The sequence below is a fragment of the Desulfovibrio sp. MES5 genome (genome assembly GCF_002237645.1).
In the GTDB taxonomy this organism is placed as follows: Bacteria; Desulfobacterota; Desulfovibrionia; order Desulfovibrionales; family Desulfovibrionaceae; genus Desulfovibrio.
Map to the genome: position 1 here is coordinate 140,056 of NZ_MJUZ01000048.1, position 13,413 is coordinate 153,468.

Below are 13,413 nucleotides of genomic sequence, written 5' to 3' on the forward strand. Positions count from 1 at the left end.
AGCGCCCTTGCGGCGGCGCGGCGGGCGGCCAGCTAGTCGCTCTGCCGCGCAAGGGTGAAAAAAACCGTGTCGGTTGCGCCTGAGGCGCGGGCACGGCGGACGCCACAGGCGTTCCTCACAGAGTTTTTGCAGCATAGCCAGCGAAAAGCCGGTTTGTAAAGCTTCTGTATGGGATAATCAGCCAATTCCCCCTCTTTTCATAGGGTTATGCTGTGTAAAAAGAAATGCGCCCCAGGCGATCAACGGGGCGCTCTTTGCTTTCAGCCCGTTGTGGTGTAGCCTGAATGCAAGTATGCCCGGAGGAACGCATGGACGACCATATCCGTTTTGATCATCAAACCCTTGAGCTGCATTTGCTGGACCAGCGCTTTCTGCCCGAGCAGGAATCGGACTTTGTATGCCGGACAGCGCAGGACGTCATCAGCGCCCTGCAAACTATGGTCGTGCGCGGCGCGCCCGCCATTGGCGTTACGGCGGCATGGGGCTGCGTGCTGGCGCTCAAGGAAGCGCAGGGGCCGGACTGGGCCGCCAGGCTTGAGCTTGGCATGGAGCGCATAGCCGCCGCCAGACCCACTGCCGTGAACCTGCGCTGGGGCGTGGACCGCATGCGCAACAAGTGGCGGTCTTTTGGCGGGGCAAATATTGATCAGTCGGCCCTGCTCACGGCCTTTATTCATGAGGCCCAGACCATGCAGGACGAGGATGTGGCCATTTGCAAGGCTATGGGCCGCCACGGGGCAACCTGCATCAATGACGGCGACTGCGTGCTTACCCACTGCAATGCCGGGGCGCTGGCCACGGCGGGCTACGGCACGGCCCTTGGCGTCATCCGTGCGGCGGCCGAGTCGGGCAAGAAGGTCAGCGTTATTGCAGACGAAACCCGTCCCTTTCTTCAGGGCGCGCGTCTTACCGCCTGGGAGCTCGCGCGTGACGGCATTCCCGTAACCGTGGCCTGCGACAATGCCTGCGCCCTGCTTATGAGCAGAGGGCTTGTACAGCGCGTGGTGGTAGGGGCTGACCGCATTGCCGCCAACGGCGATACGGCCAACAAGATCGGCACCTACGGCGTGGCCCTGCTGGCCAGACATTTTCATATTCCTTTCTACGTGGCAGCGCCTCTGTCCACCATTGATCTCGCCACGTCCGACGGCGCGGGCATTCCCATTGAGCAGCGCCCGGACAGGGAAGTGACGCACGTGGGCGAAACGCGGCTTTGCCCCAAGAACGTGCCTGTGTTCAATTATGCCTTTGACGTGACCCCGGCGGAATATATCTGTGGCATCATTACAGAAAAAGGCGTGCTGTACCCGCCTTACGGGTTGTCCATCTGGGCCGCGCTCAATGACCTGAGCACCGGCCGCAGCGCGGGCATCGGCGGAGCAGCGCCGGAATGCGAGGGCAGTGACCTCGCGCCCGGCAGGAGCTAGGCGCATGAAGGAACTTATCCTTGTCGTCGGCCCCAGTCAGCCGGAGCTTGGGCCCTGCCAGGACGCCAGCGGCGAACAGCCCCGGCAGACCGTCATGCAGTGGGAGGGCTGGGAGCCGCCCAAGGGGCATGTTTCATTGCCTGCCCTTTTGCGCGTCGACCTTGAAGCCATCCGCGCGGAGCATGCGGCCTGGGCCTATGATCTGGGGCGACTGACAGTGGAGGGCAAGGAGGCGCAGGACTGGCTGCGGGCCGGGCACGCGCTGTCCATGTGGTGGTGCTCGCTGCTGTATGAGCGCCATCCCAAGATGACGCCGGGCCTGTACACCGTGTACAAGCTGCGCGCTCTTGAACGGTTTATGGATCAGGAGGGCATTTCGGACTTGCGCCTCAGCGGGGGGGATGACACCTTGCGCGAGGTTCTGGCCGACATGTGCAGCGCGTCTGGCCGCACCTTTTCTGTTGAGCAGGGCGTGGCTGCGCCGCTGGAGCGTCCAGCGCCCCTTTTGCGGCGTCTGTACAATGCCGCGCCCGCGCCGTTGCGGGCTTTGGCCCGGTATGGGCACTGGCTGTGGACTGTGCGCCGCAGGCTGCCCGCAGCGCCTGACGCGGGCAAGGCCCTTGCCCCGGTGCAGGGGGCGGACGGGCCGGTGCAAACGGCCACCATCGCCACCTACTTTCCCAATGTGGACATGAAGGCCGCCGGCGAAGGGCGCTTTCGCTCCCGCTACTGGGAAAGCCTGCACGACGCCCTGCATGACGCTGCCAAAAAGGAAGGCGCGCCCTGGGTGCGCTGGCTTTTCATCCGTTTTCCCGCACCGCAGCTCAGCCTGGCGCAGTGCATGGCCCTGCGTGACCGGTTCCGCGCTGAAGGCAAGGACGGGGCCAGCTTTCACTATCTTGAGGAATTTTTGCGCCACCGCGACCTGTGGGCGGCCCTGTTGCGGTATCTGCGCCTGTGCTTTGGCAGCAGAAAGCTTGAGTCCACCATACGCCCCGCGTTCCGTTTTGCCGGTTCGCTTGTCAATTTCTGGCCGTACCTTGCGCCCTACTGGATAGAGTCCTTCAGGGGCTGGCGCGGCCTTGAGCGTTGCCTGCAACAGCGCGCCTTTGACGTGTATGCAAAGGCGGCTGGCCCGCAACGCTGGACGCTCTTTCCGCTGGAAAACTGCCCCTGGGAGCGCATGCTCACCGTGGCCATGCGCGAGGCGGGAGCCGCCGCCACGCCGTGCTCTGAACCCACTGCCGGGCCGGTCATCGGGGCGCAGCATTCCACCGTGCGGCCAACGGATTTTCGCTATTTTGACGACCCCCGCACCTTTACGCCGCCCTGCGACGCCTTTCAGCCCGACGCTGTGCGCGGCAACGGGCAGTCGGCCTGCGCCCAGTGGCTCCAGGCGGGCGTTCCGCCCGAACGGCTTGGCGAGGTGGAAGCGCTGCGCTATCTCTATCTTGCCGAAAGCCCGCGCGGCAAGGCCGCCACAAGCAGCCCCGCCCCCAATAGCCCTGCCGGGCAGGAAACCGGGGCCGCCGGGGCCGGGCAGCCCAAGCGCCTTCTGGTCGTCACCAGCTTTTTCAATGATGAAACCGAGGCCCATCTGGTTCTGCTGGCCCGTGCCCTGCATGCGGGCGTGCTCAACGGCTGGCAGCTTGTGGTAAAACCCCACCCCTACCTGCCGGTGGAAGAGCGCCTGCGCGCCCTGCTGGGCCGCCGCGCATCGGAAGTGCGCATCGCTCAGGGAGCCATAGGCGAGGAACTTGCGCCGGGGGTTGTGGTGTGGTCTTCCAATTCCACCACGGTGGCCCTTGAGGCCGCGCTGAAGGGATTGCCGGTTATGAGCATGCTGCCGGTCAACGATTTTGATCTGTGTCCTTTGCAGGATGTGGCGCACTTACCGCGCACCGGCAGTGTTGAGGATGTGGCCCAGGCCCTGGCCGCCGCCGCGCCGCTGCAACTGCCGCCCGACTATCTGGATCTGGACCCGGCCCTGCCGCGCTGGAAAAAGCTGCTTGGAGTGTAACTATGACAATGGGCACTCAGGAACGCATCCTCGAAATGGTGCATCACTGCTACTGGGACAATAACGCCAACTGCGCCCAGACAACTCTGCATTGCCTTGAGCAGCTGACCGGACTGGCTGTGCACCCGTCGCTGTATCAGGCCACTGTCGGCTGCCACGGGGCAGCGGGCCAGGGCGGGCAGTGCGGTCTGGTGGAAGGGGCCATGCTCTTTCTGGGCTTGTACTGCGCCGCTATGGGCAAGAACGAAGAAGAGACGGTGGACATCTGCGCACGCTATGCCTCGGTTTTCAACCGGAATTTCAGCAGTATGGCTTGCATTGATCTGCGGCCCGGCGGTTTTCGCGCTGATGATCCGCCCCACTTGTGCGAGCGCTTTACCGTGCGGGCTGTGACCTGTCTGCACGATTTCGTTTCTGGTCTGAAGTAGCCCCGGAATCGGGGCGCGCTCCGGCATGCCGTGCGGGCATCCTCCCGTTGCGCGGTGGAGCGTCCTGTGTCACAAAGAGATACGCGGTTCTGTCTGTACTGTGCAGAGCCGCTGTATCTTTGCGCCAGAACAGTTTCAAAGTAAAATTGTTCTGGCGGCTGCGTGAGCAGACGCCCGCCGCAAAGGTGCAAGCGCAGCTTCAGCCCTTGTCCGCAGGCTTGCCTGAACCGTTGACGGAACCGTCTTACGGGGCGGGACAGCATCGCTACGGACGAAGACAGCCCCGCTATTTACTTGCGCGGTTAAGCGCCGAAGCGAGCGTATCGTAAACTTTGGGGATGCCCACTCTCAAAGTTAATCTGCTCTAGGGGGCCTCATGCTCAGTGTTTTTGACCTGTTCAAGATTGGCATCGGACCGTCCAGTTCCCATACGGTAGGCCCAATGGTGGCTGGCAAGGCATTTGCCGGCGAGTTGGCGCTTCTGGGGCTTTTGCCCCTTATCAGGCGCGTTACCATTGATCTTTTTGGTTCTCTGGCGCTCACCGGCGAAGGCCACGGCACTACCGGGGCCATTTTGGGCGGGCTGGAAGGCGAAGAACCCGCCTCGGTGGACACCGCGCATCTGGCGCAGCGCACGGCGGAACTCAAGAATAACGCCGACCTGACCCTCATCTGCGCGCAGACGATCCCCTTTGACTACGCGCGCGACATGCGCCTGCACAAGGGCATGTTCCTGCCGCGCCATCCCAATGGCATGCGGCTCACGGCCCGTGCCGCCGACGGCGCCGAGGTGTATACCCGCACCTACTATTCCATCGGCGGCGGTTTTATCCGCACGGACGCGGACTTTGACGCCGAACCCGAAACCTGGCCCACGCCCCCCTATCCGTACCAGACGGCTGGAGAACTGTTTGCCATTTGCGAGCGCGAAGGCAAAACCGTGGCCCAGATCGTCATGGCCAACGAAAGTTTCTGGCATACGGCCACGGAGGTGCGCCGCCGCGCCCAGGCCGTGATGGATGTTATGCGTGATTCGGTTGAACGCGGTTGCTATACGGACGGCGTGCTGCCGGGCGGCTATAACGTGCGGCGTCGCGCGCCCAACCTGCTGCGCAAGGTCAGCGCCCTTCAGGCCCAGGGCCGCCGCGATTTAAGCCTGTGGCCGACGCTGTACGCCTTTGCCGTGGCGGAAGAAAACGCCTCCGGCGGGCGGGTGGTCACGGCCCCTACCAACGGAGCCGCCGGCGTTGTGCCCGCAGTGCTGACCTACTACCAAAACTTCTACCCCCATGCCACGGATGAGGGCGCGCTTGATTTTCTGCTCACAGCCGGGGCCATAGGCCTTTTTTACAAGACCAACGCCTCCATCTCCGGGGCGGAGGTCGGCTGCCAGGGCGAGGTCGGCGTGGCCTGCTCAATGGCGGCGGGGGCTTATTGCGCCGTGACGGGCGGCAACGTGAAGCAGGTGGAAGTGGCGGCGGAAATAGGCATGGAACACAACCTCGGCCTTACTTGCGACCCGGTTGGCGGGCTTGTGCAGATACCCTGCATTGAGCGCAACGGGGTCGCGGCGGAACGCGCGGTCAACTGCGCGCAGCTTTCGCGCCTTGAAGACGGACGGCAGCGGGTCATTTCGCTGGACGCCATCATTGAGGTCATGTACCGCACCGGGCTTGATTTGCAGTCCCGCTACAAGGAAACGTCCCTGGGCGGACTGGCCCAGGCTGTGGCCGAAGGACTTGAACGCAAAAAACAAGCCGACAACGCCTGAGCCTGATACGCAAGCCCGATAATGAAGGAAGAACGCTTATGAGTGAAATACGCATTGTGGCCGAACTGGAAGTGCTGCCGCAGCACAGGGAAGAACTCATGCCCGTGTTGCAGGCGCTGGTGGACGGCAGCAGGGGTGAAGCGGGCAATATCGCCTATGAACTGACTGAAGACCTTTCCAATATCTGCCACTTTTTTGTTATCGAAACCTGGGCCTCGCAGCAGGCCATTGACGAGCACAACGCCACGCCGCACTTCAGGGCCTTTGTGGGCTTTGCCGAGGGCAAGATCAAGAATATGGCCGTAACCCTGCTCAAAAAGGTTTTTTAGGGAAACGCTGATTTATTCCGTTTGGCGCGTTGCTTCACTTTTTTTGAAACAGTCGAGGGCGGAAGAGTCCACTCCTGCTTCAAAAAAAAGATCGCGCCTTGCCAAACGAAACAACTGCGCGTTTCCAGGAGGCTCTTTAATCAGTGTTTTCTTAGAGTGACGTCGGGTTGAAACGCTGTGGGGGAGGGACCCTTTTGTAAAAGAGTCCCTCCCCCACCCTCTAAAGCATTTTCGCATTGAGAATATCCATTCTCAATGCTTCTAAAACGCCCGCTCCGGCGCGTAACAGCGCAAATAAATAGCGGTGCTCTTCTCCGTAGCTATGCTGTCCTGCCCCGTAAGGCGGTTCCCGCCAACGGTTCAGGCAGGCCCTGCGGGCAACGGCTGAAGCTGCGCTTACGCTCCACGGCGGGCGTCTGCTCATGCAGCCGCCAGAGCAATTTCAACGTGAAACCGCTCTGAAGCTTTTATGCGAACATCCCCGCGACACTCTTAGCGTTGCGGGGATGTTTGCTGTGAAACTTACGGGGATACGCGGCAGATCAGCCTGCAATGGCAAAATAATGCATGAGAGAGGCTTTGCCCAGGGGCGGAAAATAATGCATCAGGCAACTCAGGCCCCAGCGCTGGCGGAATCTGTTGAAATAAAAAGCCATATCCAGGCGGCGAAGGCGGGGATGCCATTTGTCCAGGCTGCCGTCATGGTCATAACCCCAGGTCATCTCCGCGTTGAGCTTGCTGACAGCAGAGTTTTTATTCATTTTTTTGCATACAAAGTTGCCCGCCGTGTCAAAAGCGATGTGCGCTCCAGAAAAGTTGTCCGCCAGGTCCCTGAGCAGCGACCGCACTTCCTCCTCGCGCAGATACATGAGCACGCCCTCCGCTATGAACAGAATGTTGCGGCCCGCGTAATCCTGCTGCAGCCTGTGCATCCAGTCCCTTTCAAGGATGGAACCCGTCCAGTCAAGGCAGCGCTCGTCGGTCTGGGGCAAAAGTTCCTGCCGCAGGCGCATCACTTCCGGCAGGTCCATGTTGATCTGAACGCCCTTGCCCGAATCGGTGCGTGAAAACCGCGTGTCCAGACCGCAGCCCAACTGGACGATCACGGGGTTTTCCCTGTCTTGCAAAAAGGCCCTGGTCAGGTCGTCAAAATAGCGCACACGTACGGCCGTGCCCACGCGCATCATGTGGTTCACAGAAAAGCTGAACACCTCCGGGTGGCAGGCTTGCCACGGCCTTGCGCGCTCCGGGGTCCTTGAACATTCCGTCGGGCAGCGCATCTTCCTCTGAACGGATGCGCAGGGTTATGAGCAAGGTTCTTGACGCTGGATGCTCCAATAGCCCGTTTGTATTCATGATCCTCTCCATATAGAGTGTGGGATCCCCCCTGGATGCTTTGGCATGAACTTTATTGGAATTGAATTTCAATGTCAAATAAAGACGCCAGTGCAGTCCCCTGTGCGCATATACGCACCCACACCGCATATCCTGCAACTGTGCGTCTGCATTGATCTGTTCTGGCATCAGCGCGGACAGACCCCGCGTGAAACTGCAAGCGCAGTTTCACGCGGGGTCTGTCTTTGCAGCCTATCGGATCAGAATGGTGCTGAAATGCTTCACATTTCACGCCACTTTGATCCAGATAAGGAACATCGTGGTGTTCAGGAAAAACAATAGAGGTTTTAGGGGGTGGGGGCGTGGGGGAGGGACCCTTTTGAAAAAGGGTCCCTCCCCCGCAACGCGTTGCACGGGGTGTTATCTAGCGCGGTTCGATGACCTCAAGGCCGTTCATGTAGGGAACCAGCGCCTTGGGCAAAACGACGCTGCCGTCTTTTTGCTGGCAGTTTTCCAGAATGGCGGCCGTGGTGCGCCCCGTGGGCAGGCCGGAACCATTGAGCGTGTGGACAAAGGCCGTCTTGCCGCCCTTGGGCTTGAAGCGGATGTCTGCCCGGCGCGCCTGAAAATCGGTGCAGTTGGAGCAGGACGATATTTCTCTGTAGGTTTTCTGCGCGGGCATCCACACTTCCACGTCGTAGGTCTTGGCGGAGGAAAAGCCCATGTCGCCGGTGCACAAGGTAATGACGCGGTAGGGCAGTTCCAGCAGTTCCAGCAGGGCACAGGCATGGCCGCGCATGAGTTCAAGCTGGTTGAAGCTGTCTTCGGGGTGGGCAAAGCGCACCATTTCCACCTTGGTGAACTGGTGCATGCGTATGATGCCGCGCGTGTCCTTGCCCGCGCTGCCCGCCTCGGAGCGGAAGCAGGGGGTGGCCGCGCAGTATGCGCGGGGCAGGTCGGCCTCATCCAGCACTTCGCCCGCGTGCAGGTTGGTCAGCGGCACTTCGGCCGTGGGAATGAGAAAATAGTCCCAGTCCTGCAATTTGAACAGGTCTTCCTCAAACTTGGGCAACTGGGCCGTGCCCGTCATGGTGGCGCGGTTGACCATGTAGGGAGGGCTCACTTCAGTATAGTCGCCGTCGAGGGTGTGCCTGTCGAGAAAAAAAGCGGCCAGAGCGCGCTCAAGGCGGGCTCCCCAACCCAGGGACACCACAAAACGGCTGCCGGTCAGGCGCGCGGCACGTTCAAAGTCCAGACCGCCCAGGGCAACGCCGAGGTCGCCGTGTTCGCGTACTTCAAAATCGAACTGGCGAGGGCTGCCCCAACGGCTTACCTCGACATTCTCGTTCTCATTGGCGCCCACGGGCACGGAGCTGTCAGGAATGTTGGGCACGCGCATGAGCCAGTTTTCCACATCGGCTTTGGCCTGCACGGTTTCGCCTTCAAGTTCCTTGATGCGGTCAGACAGGGTGGAAAGCTCGGCAAGCAGCCCTGTGGCGTCCTGCCCAGAGCGCTTGAGGCCCGCCACCTGCCCGGAGGCTTCATTGCGCTTGCTCTTGAGCCCTTCGATTTCGGTGAGCAGAGTGCGGCGTTTGCCGTCAAGCTCAAGAAATGCGTCCACACTGAGATCCGAATGACGGTCGGCCAGAGCCTTGGCCAATACTTCGGGCTGCCTCTGCACCAGTTTGAGATCGATCATGACCGCTCCTGAAAAATTGCGCTGTATCGCGCCGAATACGCGGTAAAATTGCGACCTGAAGTCGCCCGCGATAACATTAATCCTTTATCATGGGGGTAGGCTGCCTTGCAAGGCTGGCTTTTTACGTATATAGATCGCTGGTATACTCTTGAAAATTTCTATAAAAACGCGAGGCTGTCATGAAACCTGTGCGCAATGTATTATGTCTTGTTTTGCTGGCTTTTCTGGCTACAGCCTGCGGACCCGCCAACAGCGTGCGTCTGCTGCCGCCGCCCTTCCAGGAAGGCGCGGTGCTGCCCGGCCCCAAGGCCCCCAGAGTGACGGTGGTGGCATTTGAAGACAAACGGCAGGATATGACTGTCATCGGCTCCCGCCGTGACAATACCGCCTTTGTCACCAATGACAGCGTTACCCAGTGGATAAGCAAGGCTCTTGCCGATGAGCTGGCCCGCAACGGCCTTCAGGTGTCCTATGCCGACAGCGTGAACCAGGCCAAGGCGGGCAACCCCGACTATCTGGTGACCGGCGATGTTGATCAGGTCTGGCTGCGCGAAAAATCCGCCACCGACCTTTCAACGCAAATGCGCGTCAACTATGCCGTGGCCAATCGCCAGAGCCGTATCTTCAGCGAAACGCTCAATGCCTCGCAGTCGCGCACGGTCATGCCTACGGGCGGCGCGGCAGACAACATCATGCTGGATACCCTGCGTGAAATTATCAAGCCCATGGCGCAAAAGATTGTCCAGGCTATCGAGGCCAAAAAGTAAGCTTCTGCGCGCTCTGCGTACGGTGTTTTTCTGCGCGGCGCTGACAGCGGCCGTGATGGTATATTGTGCCCTGCCGCCGACCCTTGTGGTCGGCGGCCTTGCATTGGAAGCCCGAGCCGCCGTGGGCCATACGGCATCGCCGCCCCCAGCGGGCGGCCAGCCGGGAAGCCAGGCGACCAGTCCGCCGAGCGGCCAGCCAGAAGGCCAGCGTGAAAGCCAGACGGACGGCCAGCCGAAAGCCCAGCCGAATGGCCAGACGGACGACCAGATGAACCGGCAGCCTGCGGAAGCGGGCCAGCCCGTTTCGTCCCTCATTGGCAGCACCCCTGATTTCGCCGCACTGCCTGATGCCGATGTGCCGCCGCTTGCGAACATCGAGCGCAGTGAATTTGCGCGACCGAGGATTCCCATGAGCAGCGGGGCGGCCCGCATTCTGGCTGAGGGCAATGCCCGGCATGCGGCCCTGGAGGCTGCCGCCGCCGCGCTGCCCAACAGGCGCGACATCCGCATGGGAGCCGACAGTGCGGAAGAACGGCTGGCTCTGGCCGCACAACTCTATACGCCCGTGATACGGCATCATAAGGCTGCGGACGATGCGCCCGTGGTGACGGTTCTTTTGCGGCCCCGTTCCGAAGCCGCCGCCAGAATAACACAGTCTTTGCGCAGTTTTGATCTTATGCAGGTGCGGGCGGCCCTGCTGGGGGAAACAGCGGCGCTGCTGCATCTTATGAACGCGCGCGACCCGGCGTATGGCGGGGCGGCCCGCGCGCAGGCTGGGGGCAATTGCAACAGCCCCGATGCAAGCCTTCGCGGAAGCGGCAACCTGGGCACTGTTTACCGTGCGCCAGTGGGCATGTATGACGCCGCAGGCGCGGGCAGCGGCGGGACACACGGCGGAGACGCGCGCAAGAACGCGCTGGACGAGATTTTTTCCGGTTGCGCCGGAACAGGCGCAGGCGCGCGGCCCGCGCTGCCTGCGGTTTCGGGCGCGGCTGCCTCCACGCCCCCGGCCGATGCAACCCCGCAACCCTCCCAGCCCTCGCTGGATGACGCCGTGTGGACGGCCAGGCACTGGGAGGCCGCGTCGGGGCAGTTGCAGGCGCTTTTGCGGGCGCAGGACCTTATGGAGGCGGACGCGGAGGGCTGGCTAGTGCCTGACGGTGTGCTGCCCCGGCTTGAGCGGGCTTCCGCCAGGCTGCCGCAAAGCCCCACGATCTGGCTTTTGCTGGCAGAGGCGCAGTTGCGGCGCGGCCTGCCCCTGCAAAGTGTGTCCTCGTGTGACGCGGCTCTGGCTCTTGCGCCGGGGCTCAACCGGGCGCGCTACATCCGCGCTCTGGGACATTGGCGTTTGCAGCAGCTGGCCCTTGCCGAGGATGACCTGACGTCTTCTCTGGATACACGGCATGGCCTTGCGCCGCAGGGTGAAGACCGGGCGCGCCGATTACGGGCGCGGGGCGCGGTGCGCATGCAGCGGCGCGACCTGACGGGCATGTGCGAGGATTTTGGCGCTGCCTGCGCTCTTGGCGAGTGCGAGGGGCTGATTCTGGCCAGGGCGCAGCAGTATTGCCTGCCTTCCGCCCCCGCCGGAACCGGGGCTGGCGCGGAAACCCGGCAGCAGGACAACCCTTTGACGCCGGAGACGGAAAGCGCGGGCCAGCCTAAAGCGGTGGATTCGCCTGTTACGCCGCCTGGGCCGTCTGTACCGTCTGTACCGCTTGGGCCGAGCGAATCGCGCGAATCGGGCAAGACGGACGCGGGGGGAGGCGCACGGCCATGAGCAGGGAGCCTTTACTCAAGGTGTACGGGCACGTGTTCCCGGTGAATGACGCATTTTACGAAGACCTGGCGCATGCCTGTGCCGATGCCCTGCCCGATGCGGACGATATTCCCGTGCTGGAAAGGGACGGGGACATGGCGCGCATTTCTTTCGAGGGCGTGTACTTCCCCGTGGACGAGGTTCTGGAAGCCCTGGCCCGGCATCTTGGGTCGGAGCACAAGGGCAAGCTGGACGTGCTTGATATGGAAGGCTGGCGTCTGACGCGTCATGTGCTGGCGGAGGGAAGCGTCCACAGCAGCAGCGCGCCGTTGAACAATGTTCTGGACTATTCCGGCCATTGAGGCCGTTTTCTGCCTGCGTTTCTTCTTTTGTCCCAATTTCATTTAGGCGGCATGCGACTGCGAAAGCACGGGCGTTGCTGTGTCATTCGCGCTGCCCTGATATCCGCGTTGCCATATGGCTGCGCAACCGTATTGTCCCCCTGCCTATTGCCTATCCTGCGAACTGCCCGCCCGGCTTTCTGCCCGTGAGACGAGAGCGTCAAGGGTTTCGTCCGGGGCGGCGGAATCTGCGCGTGCGCCTGCACGCAACCGCCGCCGCATTTCAAAACTGAAAAGCTCTCGTGCTCTGCTCAAAAAAAGTAAAGGTTTTAGGGGGAGGGGGCGTGAAGGAGGTGAGCCTTTTTCAAAAGGGTTCTTCCCCCACAAAGCATTCCAGCGCGCGGACGCTCTATGCCGGGTTTTGGGCAGGCGCGTTGCGTTCAAAGAGCGCCATATATTCCTGATTGCCCTTGGGTCCCTTGATGGCGGCGGGCAGCACGCCGCGGCAGTTCAGGTTGAGGTTGGCCTCGCTGAAGGCCAGAATCTTTTTGACCGCCCTTTGCCGGGCTTCTTCGTCCCGCACCACGCCCTTGACGGTTTCGCCAGGGCCAAGTTCGAACTGCGGTTTGATAAGGGTGGCCACCAGCCCGCCGGGCTTGAGCCAGGTCATGCAGGCGGGCAGCACAAGGGTGAGCGATATGAAGGAAACGTCCGCCACCACCATATCCACCTGTTCGGGGATGAGATCGGCCTCGGCGTGGCGCAGGTTGACGCCTTCAAGATTGATGACGCGGGGGTCGCTGCGCAGTTTTTCGTGCAGCTGGTTGCGGCCCACGTCCACGGCGTACACGCGGGCGGCCCCGCGTTGCAGCAGGCAATCGGTGAAGCCCCCGGTGGAAGCTCCGGCATCCAGACAGACAAAGCCCGTCACGTCCAGCTTGAACTGGTCAAGAATGGTGATCAGTTTGTAAGCTCCACGGCTGACATAGGGTTCCGGTTCCAGCAGGGCAAAGGCCGTGTCCGCAGGGTAGGGATGCCCCGGCTTGGGCACAAGCTGTGGCGGTGCGCCGGGAATGTTGAGCGCAAGCATGACCTTGCCTGCCATGATAAGACGGCGGGCCTGCTCGCGGCTGGCCGCCAGACCCTGTTCAAAAACTAGCTGGTCTGCGCGTTGACGTGGGTTTTTTGCCATGCGGGCTATATACAGGCGAAGGGCCGCGCTGGCAATCGGCGGCCCTGACCTGACAATTCAGTCCGGTCCAACTCAGTCCAATCGAGCCCAGTCGCATGGCCCGGCCACTCCCCTGATGTGCCTGATTGGCATGGCGGCGCGGCCCGATCCGGAGCTCTCCGGTCAGGCCAGAACTGCCTGACATGGCCCTTTCCGATTTGGTCGGCTATGGTCTGCCCCGTCCTTTCGCGTCATTCCGGCATGTTCCTGCGTGTCTTGCCTCTTGCCAAATGCTGAAAGAAGCGCTATATGGTTTGCCCTTGTGCGATATACTTTCGCGCCAAGGGAAAAACGCGCGGGCGTCTGGCA

11 protein-coding genes are annotated in these 13,413 nt (G+C 61.8%); 8 read left to right on the forward strand and 3 right to left on the reverse strand.

The genetic code is table 11. The annotated features are described in order from the left end of the window. Positions 1 to 308 precede the first annotated feature (308 nt). The 5 genes from mtnA to BCS36_RS11930 all read left to right on the forward strand — a co-directional run bounded on the left by mtnA (position 309) and on the right by BCS36_RS11930 (position 5,975). Entirely contained in the window at positions 309 to 1,427 is a 1,119-nt protein-coding gene (mtnA, locus tag BCS36_RS11910) for an S-methyl-5-thioribose-1-phosphate isomerase (protein WP_291303095.1), read from the forward strand. Between the two features lie 4 nt (positions 1,428 to 1,431). Further along, positions 1,432 to 3,447, forward strand: a complete 2,016-nt coding sequence (locus BCS36_RS11915) for a TIGR04326 family surface carbohydrate biosynthesis protein (RefSeq protein ID WP_291303096.1) — start codon at positions 1,432 to 1,434, stop codon at positions 3,445 to 3,447. 2 nt (positions 3,448 to 3,449) lie between these two features. After that, on the forward strand, positions 3,450 to 3,875 hold the full coding sequence (locus BCS36_RS11920; RefSeq protein ID WP_291303097.1) for a C-GCAxxG-C-C family (seleno)protein: 426 nt from the start codon (positions 3,450 to 3,452) through the stop codon (positions 3,873 to 3,875). A 376-nt stretch (positions 3,876 to 4,251) separates the two neighbouring features. After that, a complete protein-coding gene (locus BCS36_RS11925; protein ID WP_291303098.1) occupies positions 4,252 to 5,646 on the forward strand; it encodes an L-serine ammonia-lyase in 1,395 nt (464 codons plus the stop codon). A gap of 38 nt (positions 5,647 to 5,684) precedes the next feature. Continuing rightward, entirely contained in the window at positions 5,685 to 5,975 is a 291-nt protein-coding gene (locus BCS36_RS11930) for a putative quinol monooxygenase (protein ID WP_291303099.1), read from the forward strand. Between the two features lie 542 nt (positions 5,976 to 6,517). Here the strand turns inward: BCS36_RS11930 and BCS36_RS11935 are convergent. Together BCS36_RS11935 and serS are read right to left on the reverse strand one after the other, a co-directional pair. Further along, positions 6,518 to 7,162, reverse strand: a complete 645-nt coding sequence (locus BCS36_RS11935; RefSeq protein WP_291303126.1) for a class I SAM-dependent methyltransferase — start codon at positions 7,160 to 7,162, stop codon at positions 6,518 to 6,520. Between the two features lie 572 nt (positions 7,163 to 7,734). After that, entirely contained in the window at positions 7,735 to 9,009 is a 1,275-nt protein-coding gene (gene serS / locus BCS36_RS11940; RefSeq protein ID WP_291303100.1) for a serine--tRNA ligase, read from the reverse strand. Between the two features lie 179 nt (positions 9,010 to 9,188). Here serS and BCS36_RS11945 point away from each other — a divergent pair, with 179 nt between their 5' ends. Genes BCS36_RS11945 through BCS36_RS11955 form a run of 3 tightly spaced genes read left to right on the forward strand, consistent with a single transcriptional unit; the run spans position 9,189 to position 11,894 of the window. Next, positions 9,189 to 9,776 (forward strand): hypothetical protein, encoded by a 588-nt coding sequence (locus BCS36_RS11945; RefSeq protein WP_291303101.1) that lies wholly within the window; start codon positions 9,189 to 9,191, stop codon positions 9,774 to 9,776. 52 nt (positions 9,777 to 9,828) lie between these two features. Further along, positions 9,829 to 11,553: a hypothetical protein gene (locus BCS36_RS11950; protein WP_291303102.1), complete on the forward strand. Its 1,725-nt coding sequence runs from the start codon at positions 9,829 to 9,831 to the stop codon at positions 11,551 to 11,553. Further along, entirely contained in the window at positions 11,550 to 11,894 is a 345-nt protein-coding gene (locus tag BCS36_RS11955) for a hypothetical protein (RefSeq protein WP_291303103.1), read from the forward strand. Before BCS36_RS11950 ends, BCS36_RS11955 begins: the two co-directional genes overlap by 4 nt. Before the next feature lie 388 nt (positions 11,895 to 12,282). Here the strand turns inward: BCS36_RS11955 and BCS36_RS11960 are convergent, their stop codons facing one another. Next, positions 12,283 to 13,065: a TlyA family RNA methyltransferase gene (locus BCS36_RS11960; RefSeq protein ID WP_291303104.1), complete on the reverse strand. Its 783-nt coding sequence runs from the start codon at positions 13,063 to 13,065 to the stop codon at positions 12,283 to 12,285. Positions 13,066 to 13,413: the final 348 nt, after the last annotated feature.